Source organism: Neobacillus camarae, assembly GCF_054950115.1.
Genome location: NZ_JBUCKX010000004.1, coordinates 476,334 through 498,256, shown reverse-complemented (window position 1 = coordinate 498,256; position 21,923 = coordinate 476,334). Strand labels below are relative to the sequence as shown.

Genomic DNA, 21,923 nt, shown 5'->3' with positions numbered 1-21,923 from the left:
ATTCTCATTTGTTGATTATCGATTTGACTTCATGCTCTTTGTCACAACACTTATCCTATTCCCAATATACTCCTTACTATTAAATCGCCTTGTTTTTGCGGGCGAGGCCAATCCATTTAGAAAAACAACCTATCCCTTTTCACTCTTATGCTTAATCGGTATCGGCTGCGCCTTTATGAGCTGGTCCATGATACCGTTGATTTATGAACAGTAGACAGCAAAAACGCCTCCCTGACTGCGGAGGCGTTCTTACTTATAAATAATTCGTCGCAATTACTCTACTACATGCCAACTCTATGAATCATAAACTCAAATTCCAGGTTCTCATTCGCCTTGAGGAGGTGCTCCTCATGAACCGGTGACCCCCAGCTATCATCCCCGCCGACTCCCATTTGCTTGCCAGCCACGGTGACAACCGTATAGTGGACGTTAGGCAGCTCGTAAACATGCTGAGCGTTCTCAAGCTCGATAGCTGTATAAGGAGAAAAATTGCACTCCAATGGTTCTGTTAAAGAACGAATTTCAATTCCCTGCTGGTTTCCGTCCGTTAAGCTTACTCGTCTGACACCGGTACGATTGCCGGACTCTTGCGGCATCACATATCCTGATAAATTGTCTGTTACGTTATTTTGAAAGATACCGAGTCGTGCTCCCTTGTTTCGATCAGAGTAATTCTCTTCCGGCCCCATTGCATACCATTCTAGTTGGTTATAATCTGCAGGAACCTTAAAGGAAAGGGCAAAAATCGGCAGCTGTGGTAGACTCTCGGCACCTTTATACGCCGATTTTACCCGTACACTAGCATCAGAATAAACCGTGTACGCTGTTCTCACCTCTATCTCCTGGTTAATTGAGAACTTATATGTGAAGCTAACAGTCACTTGCCCCTTGTTTTCCTCGACTTGAATATCCACGCATTTCCTTGCTAAGCTGGCAGCATACCAAAGACCAGAATGGAAGCCTTGGGAAAATCCCCGATCATTGTCGGTGGTTGCTCTCCAGAATAACGGTGCCGGCGGCAAGGCAATCATCTCTTTTCCAGCGTAATTCAAGGAAATCAGACTTCCTTGCTGCTTTGAAAACATGACCGTAAAGTCCTTGCCATGTACACCAATATTGACATCTCCATGAGCGACCCGCAATTCACCTTTAGGGAGGGCTAACTCCTTTGAGCCGGACTGGTACACATATTGCCCAAACGCAATTTCATATCCTTCTTCCGCCCATGCCGTGCTCTCCTTCAGCTTTAAAGCTGTATGGACACAGTACTCGCCATTAACTTCCGTGATGCCTGCAGGCCAGGTAAACTCAAAGCGTCCCGTGCTTTGCGGTCCAACAGCGGCCGCCAGCGTGTTACGGTACACTTCCTGCCCCTCCAGGTACAGGGCATATTCCAAGACATAGTCATCCGTATTAGAGAATAGGCTTTCATTTTTAATGGTTAGACCGTTTTGGTCAGGTTGAAGCTTAAAGTTTTGATATAAAAATTTGACCTCCTGCATCTTGGGTGACAGCTCCCGATTGGCATACACTATCCCATTTGTACAGAAGCCATAATCTGTCGGCCTGTCCCCAAAGTCACCGCCATATGCGAGGTATTCATTGCCATACCGGTCCTTCTTATAAATGGCCTGGTCAATATAATCCCAAATAAACCCGCCTTGATACATGGGATACTTTTGTTCTAAAGCGGTGTATTTGTACATGCCGCCCACCGAATTGCCCATTGCATGCATATATTCACAGCTGATGTACGGCTTCTCCGGGTTTTCCGTCAAATATTTTTCAATAGCGGCTGGCTTTGCATACATCCGGCTTTCCATATCGCTTGTATCATTATATTCGCGGTTATGGAATACCCCTTCGTAATGGACCAAGCGGCTTGGGTCGGTTTTTCTGAAATACTGGGATACATTCAGAATGACCGACCCAGCATAGGATTCATTGCCACACGACCAAATGAGGATCGAAGGGTGGTTCTTATCCCTCTCCACCATCGAAATGGCACGGTCCATGACAATGTTTTCCCATTCGGGCCTGTTTCCCGGAACGTTCCAAGATGGTTCTACTTTGCCCATCTTTTGCCACGAGCCATGGGTTTCCAAATTCATTTCATCTATGACATAGATACCATATTCATCACATAATTGGTACCAATAGCTTTGATTTGGATAATGGGACGTCCTTACCGCGTTGATATTATTTCGCTTCAACGTCTTAATATCCCATAGCATATCTTCCTTTGTAACGGCACGGCCACGGCGGGGATTGAATTCATGGCGGTTTACCCCTTTGAAGACAATCCGTTCCCCATTAATCCGCATGATTTTATCAACAAGCTCAAATCTTCTGAAACCAACCCTTTGCGGAACGACTTCCACCAATTGTCCTAACTCGTTATAGAGCTGGATATGTAATTTGTACAAATAAGGATTTTCCGCGCTCCACAGATTAGGCTTGTCTACAATGATGGAGAATGACCATTTGCCGTCCTTCTCGTTCCCGGTGGCGCTGGCAACAAGATTCCCTTTTGCATCCACTACCTCGGCTGTTATTTTTGAAGGAGCCAGCCCTTGAAGCTTTAAATCTGCTGCCAATGTCCCCTTGGTAAAAGTGGAGTCCAGTTCCGGACGGACAAATACATCTTGGACATGAATTTCCGGCACCGTGTAGAGAAAAACATCGCGAAAGATCCCCGAAAATCTCCAAAAATCCTGGTCCTCCAGCCAGCTTCCCGTACTGCGCTGATATACCTCAACGGCAAGTTTATTCTCTCCTTCTGCCAGATAAGGAGTCAGTTCAAACTCTGCCGGAGTGAACGAGTCCTCACTATATCCGACAAACTCTCCGTTTAACCAAACGAAGAATGCGGACTCGACTCCTTGGAATGAGATATAAACCGGCTTATCTTGAAAATGGGCCGGGACTTCAAAATACTTTATATAGCTCCCAACTGGATTATGTTCGGCAGGAATCTCCGGCGGCCGAATCTCTTCGTGCCCATCCCATGGATACATGGTATTGACATATTGTGGTTTCCCATAGCCTTGCAGCTGGATATGGCCCGGAACTGTGATGTCTCCCCAACCGGAGCATTGAAAATCTGTCTTATAGAATTCAGCCGGGCGGATGCCCGGGTTCACACTATAGCTAAACTTCCAATTCCCGTTCAAATCCTGACGGAATCTCATGGGAGCACCACTTTGAGCTTCTTCCACTGATTCATAATATTCATGGTCCGAGTGCGCCGGAACACGATTAACCGCAAACACATTGACATCAGTCAGCCAATCTATGGTTGGAATGGTTTTTCTTATGTTTGGAATCACCGTCATACTTTTCACATCCTATCTATTTTATATAAAAATGGGAAATAGAATTCTACCAAAATAATTCCTTGTACCCTTTTAAACTCGCAAGTCCTTCGACAAAAAAGTAATCCCCATAAATCAACGGATTATCGGTGAATTTTCCTTCAGGGAAATGGCTGGTACCATGGAGAATCAGTCCCTCTTCCATCCCTTCCCAATCACCATAATTTTTATATAATGATTCAAGAATTTTCTCCCCGGCCTTTTGATAAACAGGTGATTCTTCCGTCCGTACTTTTTTTGCTAATAACAGGAGACCGCACGCAGCAATGGCACCTGCGGAAGAATCCCTTGGGGACTCGACTTCAGCTGGAAGTCGGAAATCCCAAACAGGAACAAAATCCTCTGGCAGATGGGAGATAAAGAAATGGGCGACCCTTTTGGCTGTTTCTAGGTATTTTTCTTCTCCTGTATAGTGATAGCTTAATGTCAGACCATAAATCGCCCAAGCGGTTCCTCTTGCCCAAGCAGAATAAGGGGCATAACCTTGCCCGCCTAGCGCTTCCACTTTTTCACCGGTATCAGGATCGAATCGAATAATATGATGAACCCCTCCATCACTCCGGATAAAATGTTCCAACACTGTATCAGCGTGCCTTTTGGCAACACTTTTGAACCTAGGATCACCGGTTTCCTCGGTAGCCCAGTAAAGTAACGGCAAATTCATCATGCAATCAATGATTGCGACCCCTCTATTGTCTTCTCCTTCACTCCACGGATTCCACGCACGGATGAAGTTTCCATTGGCATTGAAGCGCCCCATCAGAAGGTTGGCAGCAAGCAAGGCCCGCCGTTTGGAATCCTCATCCCCAGTAATCTTATACTGAGCAATACTTGTTAATGTCCACATAAACCCCATATCGTGATCAAGACGGTAATAATCATTTTGGACCTTATCGAGCTTATCCTCGCATTCTTGAGCCAGTTGCTTTATTGCATCATCCTTTGTTTCCCGATACACTTGCCACAGAACACCAGGCCAGAAGCCTGCCGTCCACCAGTGCGGTTCTTCCAAAATATACTCCCCTTTATCACTTGCATGGGGAAAATTGGCCCCTATCCTCTTGCTTGTTCTCGTTACTTTTTTCGTTACTTGCTCCCACGCCTCATTAATCCAGTGCAATTCTTCTGCCATTTTCCTCACCTTTCCTGTTCATCCAGGAAACATATGAAGCTGCGCACCTTTAGGAATCGCTTTCAAAAACGGCGGCAACCTGTTTCCTAGGTTATCTTTTTTAGTTTCATTATAGGATAGAGGCAGATTGGATGATTAACGCTATTTTGATAACTATATAAACATTTTTGACCATTCTTTCCCCTTTTAGATAAAAAAAGCCCAGTCATGCACTGGACCTGAATACGGAGAATACTTTACCCCACTGAAACTTTTCCGCTTCGATACTCAACAGGGGTGACTCCCACATGGGTTTTAAATAGTTTTATAAAGTAGCTTTGATTATCGTAACCAAGACGTTCGCAAATTTCCCCAACTGAGCCAGCCGTTTGTTCTAGCAATTCTTTAGCCCTGGCGATTTTCATTTTGGTCACGAATTCAACAAAGGTTTCCCCCATCTCCTTCTTAAACAATCGGCTAAAGTAACTTTGGTTTAAGTACAGGTGACTCGCAACCTCCTCAAGGCTGATTCTCTTTTCCAAATGAGCAGACACATAACTAATGGCATCCAAAATTTCCTTGCGTTTCGTCCGATTGTAAACTTCATTTAAGAAGTGCAGTAACGTTTTAAAATAATCTATTAGCAGGGATTTTAACTCACATAAAAAATCGCAGGTCAGGATTTTTTGATGGAGGCATTCCATCGAATGCCCGGAACGGAAATAATGGGATGCCTGCAATCTAATCTTAAGATCTAACAGAAGCTTTAGGATCCATTCCTTTACCTGCTCGGAAGAGTAATTCTTTTCTTCTATCAGTTGTATCCATTTGGAGAAAGTGGGATCTAACTTGCTTTCATCTCTCGTTAGCACCAGTTCCTTAAAATCCGCCGATGCTTTATCGTAATAGGAAAACAAGTCTTCCGACACTGCGGGAACAACGGTCTCCCTTTTTACGATGGAGCCTTTCTGCATATAAAAACTCTGATGCTTGGCATTTAATAACTGGGACAGCTCCTGCCTTAATTCAGGTAAGTTGGAGACATTCCCGCCAATTAAAAAAGATATCTCAATATTCAATATTCCCTTTAACGCCTTCTGGATCTTTTTCATATTTTCATAGGCTCTGTCAAAGGGATCTAAATTGATGGGTTGAGAATACGGAAATAAAAGGATGAACTCTTTTGGACTGAAGCAGAAGTGAAGAGCGTTCCAGTCCAGCTCTGTTATTACCTCTTCCATGACATTATTAAGAGCAAAGGTGAGCATATCCTCCGTCAGAAACCGTTCGTTCACTTTGTGAAAATCATGGACCAATAGAAGCGCGGGCATGTACCTTTCATCATCTAATTCCAGTCCCAGGGCCTTGGCATCCATGGACCATTCCTTTTCAGAAATTTGTGTTTGCTGGATGGTTCTCCGGATGAATTGGTCTTTTACATTCTCTCTATTTCTGTCTAACAAATGCTGCATTTGAAGCTGCTCGAATGTCTGCTGTTTTTTTTCGTCAAGGGACTCTTTTACCTTTTGGATTACCCGATACAAATCTTGAGGATCAAATGTATCTTTTACTAAATAATCTTGGACCTGAAGTTTTAGCGCTTGTTTGGCAAATTCGAATTCAGAATGGCAGGACAGGATGATGACCTGCAGGGCAGGATTGATCTCCTTTAAGCGTTTGGTCAATTCAATCCCACTCATTTTTGGCATGCCGATATCCGTTATCAGTATATCAGGCATTTCGTCCATTGCTTTTTCATAAGCGCTTACACCATTTTCATGCGTACTCTGAAGAGTTACTCCGAGTTCTTCCCACTCAATCGCTTCAGATAAAAATTCCACTACCGGATAGTCATCGTCAACTAGCATTACTTTGTACATTAGACCTGATGCCTCCTTTAGGTATGGATAGGATGACTTGAGTTCCCTTACCTGGTTCACTTTTTATATCCATTTTGAATTCCGGGCCAAACGACATATACATCCGTTCATACACATTCGACAAACCCATTGAAGAAAAGCCCTTTTTATTGCTGCTATTCGAGTAATCAGTGCCGTTTGATAGGATGAGCTTGCTCTTCAACTGTTTCAAAGTCTCTTCGTCCATCCCTTGCCCATCATCCTCTATCGCAATCATTACCCTAGAGTCATCGATTTTTGTCGTGACTTTAATGGTCCCGGCACTCTGATTAAGACCATGGATAATGCTGTTTTCAATGATTGGCTGCAGGACAAACCTGGGAATCATGATGGAATTCGTTTCCTCCTGTATCGATAATTCCACATTTACCTTTTCCTTTTGCCGCATATTCATAATATTGATAAAGTCTGAGACAATCTGGATTTCCTCATGAAAAGCAATGGTCTTTTTCTCTTTTGATATTGTCATGCGCAACAGTTTTGACAACGAACTGATCATATTGGCACTTTCTTTGTCGCCTTTTACCATAACCTTCATTCGGATGGAATTCAGGACATTAAACAGAAAGTGTGGATTGATTTGCGCTTGGAGCATATCCAGTTCTGCTTTTCTTTTTCTTTCCTCCGTTATGGTAATTTCCTCAATCATTTCATTGATGCGGTCGAGCATCAAATCAAAGGATTTTGATAATTTCCCAATCTCATCCTTGCTGTAAATCCGGGAGCGAATCGTTAAATCTCCTTGCTGGACGTTTTCCGCAACTGTTCCCAGACGGGCAATCGGCTTTGTAATGGTCCTTAATAAATAAATCATAAGGGCGATAAAGATGGCGAAAAACAGAACTTGAACTAAAATGACTTTGTTAAAAATGGAATTCACTTTATTGGTTGCTTCTTTATAAGGGACAACAGAGACTAGTTTCCATCCTGTGAATGAAACTTTATGTTCTGCAAGGATATAGTTCTTCTTGGAAACCTGGAAAATATTAGAGTAGTTCTTTTCTTTTAATTGGTCTCTGTACTCGAATAATTTGCCAATTTTTGAATGATTGCTGCTTGAAAGCATGTGATTAGAAGAATCCAAGAGGACCATTTCTTCTTGGCCATCCATGTTTTCGAATATTTCACTGATTTTACTTTCCATGATTGTCACGATGACATAGCCATATATATTTAAATTTTCATCCCTTAATGTCCGGGCAACAGAAATTTGATAGGGATTCTTTTTTTTCTCTGATTTAAATACGGTTGGCTGGCTTCCAATCCAAACGGATTCATATCCCTTTGTTTGATTCAATTGCTTAAACCATTCTTCATGGAATAAATCATTCGGATTATATTCATTAATAGAATAGTTGGTATACGATTGACCATTTTTTAAAAGGATTGTGACGTAGGATTTTCCTCCGAGCAAAGTGATATTTTCAATCGTTTCGTTGATTTTGCTATCATCCATAAATAGTTGGTAGCTTTGGTCAGGGGATGTCCCTACAGTATTTTTTGAATTTCTTTTCAATAGGGTATTCATCTCAGCATCCACTTGGATAAAGTTTGTAATATACATCATATCCTCGAAGAGCTTTTGCACATATTCATTCGCTATGGTCAGCTCCCGATTGGCATTCGATAATGCTTGGTCCCTAATGGTATCTTTCGTTAAATAGTTATAGATAAATAACGTCATCGCTGCCGGTATGAGCAAACAAATGATGGAAATGAAAATAACTTTATAACGAAATGAACGAGCCGACAGTATTGTTTGAATCTTGTTCACCATTTGCTCAGTCCTTTAATCAAAGTAGGTCGACTAAAATACCCTTACTACTCCGTATTATTGATTATTCTCGATAATTTCTTGAGTTCTTGCTTGACATGCTTTGATTGTTTCATCCAAATTCTGTTCCCCAAAAATTAACTTTTCATATTCTTCGTTGATGACCTTATAAATTTCTTCCTGGTAAGGAGCGGGTGAAATAAACTTGGATGACTTCGCATTCAATAACACACTTTTTAAGGATTCTTTATCCACTTTTTCAGGATTCTTTGTTCCACTGATGACCTTGTCAATTATATTGGTTAACTCACTGTTACTGGCCTTGTTCCAAGATGGGATATTTTTACCTTGTACGATTTGCCCTTCCGTCGTATACCAGCGTATAAATGTATAAGCTTCTTTTTTATGTTTGGAGTTGGCAGCAATTGCCATATAGTCTGTTGTGACCAGCGTATAACCGCCAGTATCTGTTTTTTTATTTTTCGGGAAAGGAGCAACTGCCACATTAAAATTTAGTGGATATAGGTCTGTTCCACCCAGTTCTGTGTTCATCCAGCTTCCGATTATAATGGAACTGGCATGTTGATTAAAGAACTCCTCCCGGTAATGGAGTTTTTTGGAAATTGTTTCTGCATAGGGAACAGCAGATTGATCTTCTTTTTCCATTTTAAGTCTGATATCCAATGATTTCTTAAACAACGGGTTGTCTAAATTTGATTTCCCGTCCCCGGTTACGAATTCAGAGTTTTCGGGCTCACTTGCAAGCGCGAGCCTCATATACTCCAGCCAGCCATCGTCTTGCGGTCCATGAAAGTATGTTCCGTAATGGCCGTCTTTGGTAAGCGCTTTAGCATATTCCAAAAATTCATCCCAGGTCCAATCTGTTGGCACCTTAAGTCCTGCTGCATCCAAATGGTCTTTGTTTAACAGGACATACCATGGATTAAATTTACCTGGGAGTGCGTAATACTTTCCGTTTATTTGCGTATCTACTTTGTATTCCTCTGAAACTTGATATCCTTCTTGATGAATGAATTCATCCAAGGGCGCGGCCATCCCCATGTTGACATGCTGAGCATAGCTAGCGGAGTCACTGAACATCAGAACATCCATTTGTTCTCCCGTTGCTGCGGCAAGGTCCAGTTTTTTGATGGACTCCCTCGTGTCCCCCTTATCACTGAGAACCACTAAATCAATATCAATGTTTGGATATTTTTTTTCAAATGCCTTTATGGTTTTCTTCCAGTTGTAATTCGCCTCGGTCCCGTGGGAATAGAATTTCAATGTGATTTTCTTGTCCTTTTTTGGAGCTGACGCGGCCTTGCTTTCGTTGTTCGAACAGCCGGCAATTAGACCTGAAATGAGTATGGTGCTAATCAATAAAGGCCATATTTTTTTCTTCATTCTACTACCCCCAGGAGTCGGGCTTCCATAGAAAGCCCTTTCAAAAATCCTATCGAATTTTATCGAACCAGTATAAGCTTATTATACTAGTTTAGGAGAAAATATGACATGGTATTTTCCTCCCGGAGGAGATTGGGGGTGAAGCTTCATTATTGTTGCTTCGAAACTTCCTCTTTATTATAAGTGAAACCAAATTTTTCAATTTAACGTTATTTTGATACATTCAGCTATATTTTTTACCATCTTGCCTAGTCATTCTTCCTGATGACTTAGTGGTTATTCTATGAATAGAAAAAGACCTTTTACAAAGAAAGGGCTCCCCCTTCTTGTAAAAGGCCAGTGCTTATTTGATCAAGAAGTCTTCAATTTCATTTTCAATGTCTAATAAGTGTTTAGGGATCAAAACCGTCGCTTGGCCAACTGATAGAACAACCTCTTTCTCTCCAACAGAGCATTTCGGTTCAAGAATCATATCTCCCACAACATCCCCATAAAAGCCATGGATGAATAAATGACTGCCTTTTTTAGCTGTATCCCTTGCAGTTGGAATATAGGTTTGCTGGCTCATAATATTGGAATTCGGCTCACCATAAACAAATTCCAATTGTGATTGGTGACTAAAATCCAACACCCCTGCCTGATGTTCACCATTGGTAACCTTATAATGGCCAGGCTCCTCTACCCTATTTTTCTGCATATCAACGCCGTCAGTATCAAACCCAAGCGCAAAGCCTCCATCGGCTAGATAAATCGTCTTATCTGTTTCCACCACATGGATGCGGAAGTGGAATGGTGTAAACGGAACAATGATGCTGCGAATCTTAACACCATCATATGGATGCCACTTGGTTACTAAATAATCTTCCGTTATTTGATAGGCTGCTTTTTCATAGCGCATTTTGTAATATCTTTCCGGGTCCAAACTCACGGCGAGTGTATTATCAAAAGCCCCTTGCCGTAAATTAAGCTGACCTTTCGAAACACTGAAGCCAAATACGCTGGAATAGACGAACTTTTCATATTTCGCATCACAATGGGTATGTGGCTCACAATGCAGCCCGACGGTATACAACTGAACTTGGTGATTGCTTTGGTCTCGTGTCACCAACATCCGCGCCGGAGCAATTAACTTTTTCGCAGGAAGGCTCGGTGCCTTCTCAGGTATCGACCAAAAAGGATGGTCTTCAGGGAGACCCAATAACAAAAAGGTCTTAAATGCCCAATAAGGTGAACCAAAGGCATTGTATCCTTCCGTGTACACCTGGTTTCGATAATAGTACCCCACTGTCAGCAAACCTTCATGGCTAAAAATGGGTTGTTTCATCCAATGTTTTAAGTGCTGGACCACCAACCACTTCATTTCAGCATATGGCAATACTTCCACCTCAGCGAAGATGGCGGCACTAAAGAATGCCACTTGGGAAAAACGGTAAGTCATACTCCGGCCAAATGGGACGGCTGCCCCATTCCCATCAAAGAAACAAGCGAACGATTGGGCAAATTCCTTGGACCGCTCAATAAAAATCTTTGCATCCGGATCATCTGCAGCCGCTGTTTTGGCATACACCAAACCGTAGAAATGGAGGGCAAACGCCACATAATAGTCTACTTGGTCGGGATAACCGTCGACATACCACCCTTCAGCGCGATAAAACGAGTGAACCGTCTCCAAGTCCTCCTTCAGCCTTGCTGCATCATAGGCAAAGCCATTAAGACGAAACCCATGATTGATTAAAATCCGGAAGAAAAGCCAATTGTTTCTTGGAATATTTCGTTCATTGATTTGATTAAGCCAGGCATGGAGCTGTTTCTGTTCCGATTCTGTAAAGTAACTTAACCACTTATCCCCGCAAATGCATAAGGCTAACCCAATCACGGCCATTTCCACAAGGCGCTGGTCATAATCATTCGTTTCTCCAAAGTAATGGGGATGCTCCGGATTAAAGCCATCCTTAAGTTTGCCGATAAATGGCTCCAGTCCTTTGTATTCTGTCCCTCCGGCAAGCAATGGGACGATTCCCCACAGCGGCCTGAACAAGGCCTCCATTTGACGCGTCTTTTCACTGTAATGCGTGCCGCCTGTGTCAAACTTCAGTCCCGGTCCCCCTTGGTCAAAATGCGGTAATAGGGGATCCGCCAATTTTTCTAAAATAGCAGTAATATCTTTCCTGCTGGTTGCGTTCATCGTTTCTACCTTATTCATCCTTTTCACCATCCAGCCAAGTTACCTTTATATCATACTCGAGTCTTTTGTGATCCTTAGAAATAAGCTTCAGATTGTAGACCGTTTCCTTTTCGCCAAAGTGATTGCTTATTTCCAACTCTTCCAGCTCTACTTTAAATAGATCTTTCTCATAATGGAGAGTCCATTGTCCATGATTCCAAGAAAGCGCTCCCGAGAGAACATCCGGCTTCATTCTTGTGATAAAGTGTGTTTCATAGGGAATTGGTTGCGTAAAAGCATCTTTAATCCACAGTTCCCGTTTATTGACGGCTAATGTGTAGGTACGTGTATAATAACTTTCTCTGGTGATTGGATAAGCTTTATGAAGGTCATACACAACCGAAAATTGACCGGGTCTCTGGCTAATCTCTACAATAGAAGATTGATAGTCTGCGCCTTCCCTTTGTTCTTGATGATCTAAATATGGAACAGAATGATAATAAGATCTTGTATGGGCAAATTCATAACGCTTCTCTCCAAAATAGTCAGCCGTGTAAACCGGGGCACCTAAGTCATCCAATACTAATCCCTCGGCATTCCCTAAAATAAAATGCCCCAAATCATTGTGGTTATGGGATTCGTCATTATGGCCGCCTTTGGCGGCAAAATAGAAATCAGGCTGCTTCGTTATGACCCATTTTGCATCATCGAAAATAAACTCACCATTTAGTTGTTGAAAGGAATCTCTTACTTCCTGCTTACTCCACCACAAAATCCGGCTAAGGTGGCCCCAGCGGTAACAATGATCAAAGTGGAAGTCTGTTACGGCAGTTTCTTGTGCAGGAACAATCCCGAACTTTTTCATAAAAAACGCATTTAAGCCGGATGGAATGGTCACTTTATCGGGTGAGTCCGAAAAAGGAAGATATTTTCCCGAAGGCATCATGGCTTTTAGAGGAAACGCTGCAATGTTTCGCCATTTGGGTGCGGTAAATAAGTCCTTTCCTTCCACTTGCTCATACATGTCCGCGAAATAGCTATAGTAACCTACACCATATACCCAATAGCCCATTCCTTCCACGCAGGCTCCATCTTCCCCATATCCTTGCAAGAAGCATTCCATCGCCTTTTCTACCCTTTGCAAAATCCGGCGCATTGTTTCCCCGTCTTCTACTAAAATCATCGCGGCCATACCGATGGACCCGGCACAGACCGCACTCCAGTTATTCGTAAGCCTCTCAAACTTCCAATCCTTATTCACGAATGGGGTTAATACCCGTCTTTGAATTTCCGTTTTCATCATGCACAATAATGCTGGAGTTAACTTGTTTTTAAAAATAACCGTACACTCTGCCAAAAAGTGTGCCGTTTCCGATGCAAATAAATCTACCGTTTCATATGCCTCTATATAACTATTTTTTTCGTCACTGATCGAAATGTGGGCAGGCAGGGCCCAGCTATATTCCTGGCAAATAGAAAATAGCATTTCTTCAAACAGTCGCCATTTTTCTTCATCTTGGTCCCATTGCAAATAAAGCGCTAAAGATGTGGCATCTTTTCTGCGCTTAAAATAGACCTCCTCTAACAGCTTTCGATTCCCTTCTTCCAAGTACGCCAGATAGCCTTCGAACTTAGGAAGTAGAAAAGTTTCATCACTGTTCAGTGTCTTAATATGCTGTTTTACTTCATCTTGAAATACCTTTGTATAGGGTTGATCTATGCGATGACCGGAGAAATACTCCTCTATCGATTTCAATTTTGGGCACTTCCTTTAATGATTGTCATTTCATTCCGAAAAATTGCTGAACTATTACGCACTATCAAGAAGAAAATGAGACTCGGCAGCACCATGAGGGCAAATACCGGCTTGATAAATAAAATGAGCAGGAAAAAGCTTGCCAAAAACAGATTCAAAAACGTAATATAAAACTTTTTGATAGCATAATAGAACGACAGGATCAAAAGTGTTTTTAAGGTATGTTTCGTTTCTGTAAGGATCACCAAGCCACATATTGCCATATTGATTAATAGGATGGCTAAGATAATAAATAAGGGAGAAGCAATCGCAAAAAATGACTGATTAGCAAACATCGCCATATCCATTGCTAAAATGAATAGCAGGGCAAGAGTAACGAGCCAAAGCTTCATGGAGCTTGAGAAATTCCCCTTATAAAATCTCCAAAAGTCTTTTGTTACACTAATATCTTTTTCAACTACTATTTTTTTCAAGGCCGCAATTAAGGCTGCAAGGGCTGGGCCCATCGGAATAAGGGCAGCAAAATAGTAAACTATATTGGATGGAACCAGCTGCAATAGCACGAAAGCCGCTATCAACGGAATATTGGCAAGTGCAAAATATAGATTTAACATGAGAAACCAATAGCCATAATTAAACAATGCAGCATATTGAAAATGTGACAGGTTCATTCGAAACATACAGATCAGCCTTTCATACCAGTCGTTGCAATTCCTTCAATAATGTATCGTTGGGCAAAGATGAACACAATGGCAATCGGAATAATCGATATCAATGAAGCAGCCATAATCAGCGCATACTGGGCATCATACAAAGTGACAAACATCCGCAAACCTAACTGAATCGTTTTCACTTCGGTTGAATTTAAATAAATAAACGGCCCCATGTAATCGTTCCAGGTATTAACGAAAGTTAAAACGGCCAGAGTGGTTAGGGCCGGTTTTGATAACGGCAAAATAATCTTAAAGTAGATTCCGTATTCGTTTAGCCCATCCACACGGGCGGCTTCACTTAGTTCCTCTGGAATACTCATATAAAACTGTCTCATTAAGAAAACACCAAATGCACTAAAGGCCTGCAATAGCACCAATGACCACAATGTATCAGTCAGATGCACTTCCCTCATCATGATAAACTGGGGAATCATATACGCCTGCCATGGAACCGCAATCGTGCCAATATAAGCTAGAAACAGTGTATCTCTACCCTTAAACCTCATTTTAGAGAATCCATAAGCAGCAAAACTGCTGGTCAACACTTGAATGATGGTAATGACTACACTTAAAAAGATCGTATTTTTAAAGAAGGTTAATAACGGGATTTGATCCCAAATAACGACAAAGTTATTCCATTGTGGTTTGGAAGGAATCCATTCCATTGGGATACTAAATACCTGGTTATCTTGTTTTAATGAGGATGAAATCATCCAGAAAAATGGGATCAATACCAACAAAGATAGTAAAAGTAAAAAGATATACGTAATGGCATTTCCGATTTTTTCTTTTGTTCTTCGTGACATCACTGGGCTTTTTGCCGAGTTATCCATTGTTTTTGCTGAAGCGTCCAAGTTGTTCACCCCCTAAAAGTCTGTATTCTTTTCCTGAACTCGGAATTGAATAATCGTAATTCCTAAAACAATGATGAATAATACTAATGAAATGGCAGACGCAAAACCAAAGTCATAATTGACAAATGCTTCGTTGTAAATGAGGTAAACTAACACGTTGGTAGCACGGCCCGGTCCACCCATTGTCATGACCTGAATCAAGTCAAATACTTTAAAGCTGGAAATGGTCAATAAAATTAATACTAAGAAAGTAGTTGGTGCAAGCATTGGCAATGTCACATGCCTAAATTCCTGCCAAGTATTTGCGCCGTCAATTTTAGCAGCTTCATATAATTCCCTCGGTATACTTTGTAATCCTGCTAAATAGAGGACCATGTAATAGCCCATTCCGCGCCAAACACTTACGATAATAATGGCTGGCATCGCCCATTTGGAAGAAGATGTCCATCCCGGAGGATTGTCAATTCCAATCCAGCGTAAAAAGTCATTTATTAGCCCCATATCTGGGTGAAATAACATATTCCATACCACGGCAATAGCGACTAAAGAAGTGACATACGGGAAAAAGATGGCGGCACGAAAGGTGCTGATTCCGCGGACTTTTTTATTAAGTAAAATGGCTAACAGCAAAGCGGCAATTAAGGTCAGTGGTACGGTGCCGATTGTATAATAGACCGTATTCCAAAGGGAGATCCAAAATGTCTGGTTGTGAATCATTGATTTAAAGTTCTCAAAACCAACAAATTCTGGAGCGGAAAAGGCATCCCACTTCATAAAGGCAATAACAAAGGAAGCTATTACAGGGACTAAGGTAAAAATGGCGAATCCAAGGAAATTTGGGGTAATAAAGGACCATGCAATTAAGTTATTTCTTCTTCGCCGCTGCTTTTCTGTGACTATTTTTGGAGTAGTATTAAGCATCAAGTTTGTATTACTCATATTGGCCCGCTGTTTTTAATTTAGCGGTTCTCTCCTTTCAACAAAGGGGTTAAATGGGGACAAAAGCGAGGATACATTCCCCCTCGCTTTTGCCCCATTTATTGTGTTTCTACTTTTTCAATACTTCAGATTTTACACGGTCTTCCATTTCTTTGAGGCCTTTATCCACACTGTTTTCGCCAATCATGATTAAGTCATGTTCTTCACCTAAAACTTTGTCAATGGCAGCAGAGTTTTTGTCCATTGGCATTTCAATATTGAAGAAGTCAGGCTCGAACGCTTTCTTAGAAAGTTCATCGCTTGGCATTCCAGCAACTTTAAAGTAGGTGTCATTAATGGCATCCGTACGATATGCCGGCACGACGCCAACTCCCGCAACCACTTTTGCACCCTCTTCGCCAGAAGCCCATTTCACAAACTTTTCAGCTTCTTTGCTGTGGGCAGCATTTTTATTAACCGCGAAAGCAGTTGGTGATCCCCAAGTTTTTACTTTGCCTTTTTCTGCTTGCGGAAGTGGTGCAATTGCCCAATCTACATTGGTTTTACCTGCGTTTTTCGAATTAAGGACACCAGCCATATACCAAGTACCCATTGGAAGCATTGCAGCTTTTTCTGTTTCAAATTGGGATGCATAAGTCGTGTTGGTTGATTTTGCAGTACCATAATCTAGAACACTCTTATCTTCCTGCATGCCTAAGAAAGTTTTATACATATCTTTAATGAAGCTATAATCGCCTTTTACTAATGCATCTGGCTTACCAACAACTTGTGCGGCAGCAGTAGAGTTTGTAATGGATCTCCAAACATGGTTATAAGCACCGTATACTTTTGTATCTCCTGAGCCAGAGGTTAGTTTCTTCGCTAAGTCTCTGTATTCTTCCCAAGTGATGTTGTCCGGATATTTTACGCCTGCTTGGTCAAACAGTTTTTTGTTGTAATAAAGTACCCAGAAGTCGTTCCGGTAAGGCAATGCGTAGATTTTTCCATTATCATCTTTCATATAATCTAAAGTGCCCATATACTTTTCTTCGTCTAATGTTTTTGCGTAGGAAGTCATGTCTTTTAATTGACCACGGTATGCATAGTTGGAATACCCAATCAAGTTTTTCATGGTTAATACGTCTGAATCATCGTTACCAGCCAGCATAGTAGTTAGTTTTTGGTCATACTGGGCTGCTTCAATATCAACCGGTTCGATGGTGACATTAGGATTTTCCTTTTCATAGGCTGTGAATAAAGCTTTGAATTCAGGTGTTGTATCGTAGTTCCATACTGTGACTTTTAATGTCACTTTTTCATTGCCACCCTTGGTATCTTTTGAATCGCTTGATGCGGTATCTTTTGAACCGCAACCCACCAATACACTACTCATTAACAGGATGAGTGTAAATATTAAGCCGAGACTCTTTTTCATAATGAACCTCCCATTTTTGATTTTGAAAATTGTTTTTGAAAACCTTTACATTTAAAGATTATCAAATTTGACTGCTCATCCTATAAGATTAATTTTACTGGTTATATGATTTTTTTGACTTTATTGCTCCAATAAAAAGAGGACTTTGTTACTCCATATTCGTGGAGTAAACAAAGTCCTCTATATCCAAATACCTATGTAATGTTCATCAAGCAAGACTTCTGGCTGTCACAGCACTTTTTATTTTGCGGTTTCATCCGGCTGATGAATACCAAAAATATTTCCTTCTGTATCTATGTAATAACCTTGCCAAGCCATTCCTGGCAGTGCGTATTTAGGCAAGGCCACCTTGCCGCCATTGTTTAGTATTTTGGCTTCCGTTGCATCATAATCTCCCACGCCCATTGTACAAGCATAGCCGTTTAATGGCTGGTTTGATCCCGGGGGAGGACTTTGACGTTTCATCAGCGCCCCATTGATTCCAAGTTCGCTTTCATCTCCCGTTACGGCCCCATAATAAGGCATTCCCGCATACTCACTCCAATCTTGAAATGACCATCCGAAAACCTCTCCATAAAATTTCATCGCCCGTTCCATGTCATCCACATGAATCTCGAAATGAACTAATCTTCCCATGATAACCTCCTAAATTACTATGTTATAGTCTTATGCTCCTCTCTATTATAGCGTAAGAATAATAAATATATTCAATCTTCAAAAAATAGATAAGGTTTATTAAATGTGGCTATTGAACCGCTCCAGTCAATCGCCTTCTGCTCCAATCAACAGATAAAAAAGCAACAAAATCGTTTAACAGAGTCTATGAAAAAAGCCAATCTTTCACCTATAAATGGGTGTTGGACTGGCTTGATATCATTAAGCTGCTTTTACTTGTAAGACTCTTTTTTCTTGTGTTTCCGGGAAGGTTGCCACCATAAAAATGTAAATACTGGATACCGCAATAAAGAAGATCATCGCCGGTGTATAACCCGCAGAACCCAAAATATAACTCCAGATTATCGTTGCAATGGTTTGGCCGGCGTAAGCAATCGCCCAGAACAGGCCAAACATAATCGTCAATTTTTGCGGTGTCATCCCTCTTAATTCGTGAGGAAGATTTAAAAAGATTGGGTACTGGATATACATCACAAACCCGGAAATAGCGATCATCATATAGGAAAGGAGCGGAACACTATTAGCAAATAGGATTGCCAATGCAAAGGTTCCCACCATAGCAATACCAGACATTATCAGGACATGTTTCCGTTGCACTCCTTTGTTTCCAATGGAAATCCCAGCAAAAGTCCCCAAGATGCCAAAACCGGATATCAATAAGTTGGTCACCGAACCATTTAATAGTGTATATTGATCGAAAATCGCTTTAAAGCTGACAAGCGACAAAACATATAAAGTTAAAAATGAGGCAAAGGCAATGCCGTAGCGCCATAGAAACCCATCCTTGATGGCATCTTTATATCCATACACCTCGTGTTTGGATGACTTTTCTTTTGTTTCAAAGTTCTCAGCTTTCCAGAGCCAGCCAGCAAAAAACAAAATCGTTAAAGAGGCAAAAAAGGTTAATGTAAGCCGCCAATTGGCCACCATTTGATTAGCAAAAACAGTAAACAGGACAGCGACAATGAAAGCACCGGCATTATAGGCAACCGTATTCGCCGCATTAATCCGCAGTTTTAACTTTGAGTCAGTTATATAATGGGCAACAACCGGATTCATGTAGACAATGACCATCGAACCGCCAACTGCCATAACCATCCGGGCTGCTGTATAGGCCCAATAGTTCGGAAGATAAATGGCTACCAGTCCCATGATCAATAGTCCGATAGCTGTTCCAGCCGCTTTTTTCGGCCCTAATTTCATTAAAACCATCGCAGCTAAAATGTTGGCAAATACCCGCGCCGTCGTGATCGAGTAGTTGACTAGTTGAGAGATGAGCGGATTAACTGATCCTCCAAAAAACGTCTGGGTTATTTGTGGGGTAAGCGATGAGCCTGCCACCCAGTTCATAGCAAAAGTTACATAGGACAACCATAAGACGGCCATCATAAACAAGCCTTTTTTTGTATCATTTGATGTATGCATCATAATCACCTTTCGATTTTATGATCTAATGAATTAAACTGTATTATCAAGTTGACTATGTTAGTATATCACCGTTATTGTGAAGTATTTCACATGATATTTGACTAAAATATGAACTTTTAATAGTAGTCCCAAACACCTCATTTTCTAAGGAGGTTACCCGAATACTGAAAAAGGGAACCAGCCTATTTTAAAATAGTTGATTCCCTTATCCTTGCCATTCTAGTTTGTGCCAGAATGCAGCTTTCTAAATCATGACTTTCTATTTATAATGAAAACCTTGCTTCTTTAAAGTAGGGCTGGAGTTTTTTTCGTATTGTTCAAATCCCATATCATAAAAACGGGCGACTTTGCTGGACCAGTCACTGTTATCTTGCCCACCCGTCCGTTCAGACATATAGGAAGAAATGGATTGGTCATATTCGTCGACGATTTCCATTTGGATTTTATTATCATAGTGTTCTTTCTGAAGGGTGGCCTTAAGAGGCAGCCGTGGTTTTTGCCCGGGGACCTTTCTTGGATGACCGATGACCAGGCCAGTAACCGGGAAAACATATTCCGGAAGATTCAAAACCTCCACAAAGGTTGGTGAGTTTTTCCTGATTCCTCCGATTGGAACCGTCCCGAGTCCCATCGATTCTGCTGCCGTAACCGCGCATCCCAACGCAATTCCTACATCTGTCGAACCGACAATAACGGCCTCTATATCCTCGACGATCCTAAAATCAGCACCATTTTTATCAGCGGCCAGTTTCGCCCGATAAAAATCCATGCAAAAAACCAGAAAAACTGGAGCCTCTTCAATCCATCTTTGGCTGCCTGCAGCTTTTGCCAATGCCGACTTCCTTTCAGGATCCCTCACTTCAATGACGGTCACCTGCTGTCCATTAATCCAATTAGGGGCAGCCAAAGCCGCCTGAACAATCGTTTCAATCTCTAGTTCACTTACATCTTTTCCCGGATCAAAATCCCTTACTGAGCGATGGTTTATTAAGGTTTTTATGGTTTCATTCATACAATCACTCCTCGTGTATACGATACTACACGAGAGGCTATCATTTCAAACCCAGCTTTAGAACATGCAATGAAAAAAGGAATCTTCCATTGGTATGGATGATTCCCTTTTTCCCTAATCCGGACATATTACTTGTTCATTTTGTCATCCTCAAAAAATCCGTCCAGTCCTTGCCTTTCCAATTCTTCCACCACAATTCTTGCCAGTTCGGTGGCACCTTTTCGGTTCGGATGCAAAGTGTCAGGCATATAATGCTCAAGGGTAGCTTCAGGGCCAATAGAGCTGAAATATACAGAGCTTAGTACATTCAGGTCTACCAACGGAACATTTTCCTCCTGGGCCAGAGCAACCGTGGAATGACGGTACCATCTATCTACAGAAGAATGAATTCCCTGTTCGTTAAAATCGATGGCCTTCCCCTGCGGTGCTGATAAAATAACCGTGGCCCCTTTCTCCTTGACCTGGCGGACCATATCCCTCATGATCTCTTTAAATTGTTCCTCTGTGGTACTATTTTTGGCCGCGGTATCATTAATACCAAATTGCAGGATAAAATAATCTCCTGGTTTGATATATTTTAAGATTGCCTCAAACTGTCCGTCGTCTCTAAAACCTCTTGCAAACTGACCGCCTGTGGCCATGTTTCTAATTTGAAACTCATCCGTATTTACAAACTCAGGAAGCAGTTGGCCCCAACCAGCCTGTACACTTGTATCCAAAGGATAGTAGTTACAAACGGTAGAGTCCCCGCCAATATAAATCGTTCTATTGGTTACTGGATGACGTGATAACTTCCTAACTTCCAAAGCACTTAAAGTAAAGGCCGTTCCAGCCTTTCCTTCTGTCACTAGCAGGTTTAATTGACCATCAGTGATTGGTATTTGGAAAGTATCGGCAGCGCCATTACCGGTCATGTTCATCACTTGGAAAACGCCTTCTGCCGCGATACTGGCTCTCGCTGTATTTCCTAAAGTTACTTTCACCTCATACAAGCCATTTGGCAGGTCGACATTAAAGGTGTTCTCACTTTTTGTGCCAAATTGAAGAAACCGGACAGCATCACTGGCAACACCGGTTCCGGATGCCGAAACATCGATCATGTTCTCGGGAGTATTAAAGCCATAACGTTTCTTTTCATCATATTTATCTGACGCACTCACGCCAATGTACCCTTTTTCTACCTCACCATTGCCAAAGTCAAACATGTAATGGCTAGGCTCTGCATATGCAGGTGCATTTCCCCAACCTGAAACTAAAACAAGAATAAACATCAGGATGCTGAATCCCTTAAACCAAAATCCTTTTTTCATCATTTCCTCCTTAAGTTTTTTTTGCTTTACCGGTAAATTTTCCAGTTTATGTAAGTGCTTACACATTTATTTTACT

15 protein-coding genes are annotated in these 21,923 nt (G+C 41.6%); all 15 read right to left on the bottom strand.

From position 1 onward, the window contains the following. Positions 1-281 precede the first annotated feature (281 nt). Positions 282-3,335: a beta-galactosidase, LacZ type gene (gene lacZ, locus ACY8D0_RS23830; protein WP_462412930.1), complete on the bottom strand. Its 3,054-nt coding sequence runs from the start codon at positions 3,333-3,335 to the stop codon at positions 282-284. A 46-nt stretch (positions 3,336-3,381) separates the two neighbouring features. Further along, positions 3,382-4,506, bottom strand: a complete 1,125-nt coding sequence (locus tag ACY8D0_RS23825) for a glycoside hydrolase family 88 protein (RefSeq protein WP_462412929.1) — start codon at positions 4,504-4,506, stop codon at positions 3,382-3,384. A gap of 236 nt (positions 4,507-4,742) precedes the next feature. Further along, positions 4,743-6,365, bottom strand: a complete 1,623-nt coding sequence (locus ACY8D0_RS23820; protein WP_462412928.1) for a response regulator transcription factor — start codon at positions 6,363-6,365, stop codon at positions 4,743-4,745. Beyond that, on the bottom strand, positions 6,343-8,181 hold the full coding sequence (locus tag ACY8D0_RS23815) for a sensor histidine kinase (RefSeq protein ID WP_462412927.1): 1,839 nt from the start codon (positions 8,179-8,181) through the stop codon (positions 6,343-6,345). The genes ACY8D0_RS23820 and ACY8D0_RS23815 overlap by 23 nt, the downstream gene beginning before the upstream one ends. Positions 8,182-8,235: 54 nt before the next feature. Then, complete coding sequence (locus ACY8D0_RS23810; protein ID WP_462412926.1) at positions 8,236-9,582, bottom strand: ABC transporter substrate-binding protein; 1,347 nt, start codon at positions 9,580-9,582, stop codon at positions 8,236-8,238. Between the two features lie 343 nt (positions 9,583-9,925). Then, on the bottom strand, positions 9,926-11,785 hold the full coding sequence (locus ACY8D0_RS23805) for a DUF2264 domain-containing protein (protein ID WP_462412925.1): 1,860 nt from the start codon (positions 11,783-11,785) through the stop codon (positions 9,926-9,928). Next, a complete protein-coding gene (locus ACY8D0_RS23800; protein WP_462412924.1) occupies positions 11,778-13,502 on the bottom strand; it encodes a heparinase II/III family protein in 1,725 nt (574 codons plus the stop codon). The genes ACY8D0_RS23805 and ACY8D0_RS23800 overlap by 8 nt, the downstream gene beginning before the upstream one ends. Further along, the gene (locus ACY8D0_RS23795) at positions 13,499-14,182 is read right to left on the bottom strand and encodes a DUF624 domain-containing protein (RefSeq protein ID WP_462412923.1); all 684 of its coding nucleotides are present in this window, start codon (positions 14,180-14,182) and stop codon (positions 13,499-13,501) included. The genes ACY8D0_RS23800 and ACY8D0_RS23795 overlap by 4 nt, the downstream gene beginning before the upstream one ends. Positions 14,183-14,187: 5 nt before the next feature. Beyond that, positions 14,188-15,069, bottom strand: coding sequence for a carbohydrate ABC transporter permease (locus ACY8D0_RS23790; RefSeq protein WP_462412922.1), 882 nt, complete (start codon positions 15,067-15,069; stop codon positions 14,188-14,190). 12 nt (positions 15,070-15,081) lie between these two features. Further along, positions 15,082-16,008 (bottom strand): carbohydrate ABC transporter permease, encoded by a 927-nt coding sequence (locus ACY8D0_RS23785; protein ID WP_235714655.1) that lies wholly within the window; start codon positions 16,006-16,008, stop codon positions 15,082-15,084. Between the two features lie 109 nt (positions 16,009-16,117). Beyond that, positions 16,118-17,422 carry an ABC transporter substrate-binding protein gene (locus ACY8D0_RS23780; protein ID WP_462412921.1) on the bottom strand — a complete coding sequence of 435 codons (1,305 nt, stop codon included), beginning with the start codon at positions 17,420-17,422 and terminating at the stop codon, positions 16,118-16,120. Positions 17,423-17,662: 240 nt separating this feature from the next. Next, positions 17,663-18,058, bottom strand: a complete 396-nt coding sequence (locus tag ACY8D0_RS23775) for a VOC family protein (RefSeq protein ID WP_462412920.1) — start codon at positions 18,056-18,058, stop codon at positions 17,663-17,665. A gap of 240 nt (positions 18,059-18,298) precedes the next feature. Then, complete coding sequence (locus ACY8D0_RS23770) at positions 18,299-19,525, bottom strand: MFS transporter (RefSeq protein ID WP_462412919.1); 1,227 nt, start codon at positions 19,523-19,525, stop codon at positions 18,299-18,301. A 259-nt stretch (positions 19,526-19,784) separates the two neighbouring features. Further along, positions 19,785-20,537 (bottom strand): NADPH-dependent oxidoreductase, encoded by a 753-nt coding sequence (locus ACY8D0_RS23765; protein ID WP_462412918.1) that lies wholly within the window; start codon positions 20,535-20,537, stop codon positions 19,785-19,787. 128 nt (positions 20,538-20,665) lie between these two features. Continuing rightward, on the bottom strand, positions 20,666-21,847 hold the full coding sequence (locus ACY8D0_RS23760; RefSeq protein WP_462413166.1) for a rhamnogalacturonan acetylesterase: 1,182 nt from the start codon (positions 21,845-21,847) through the stop codon (positions 20,666-20,668). Positions 21,848-21,923 lie beyond the last annotated feature (76 nt).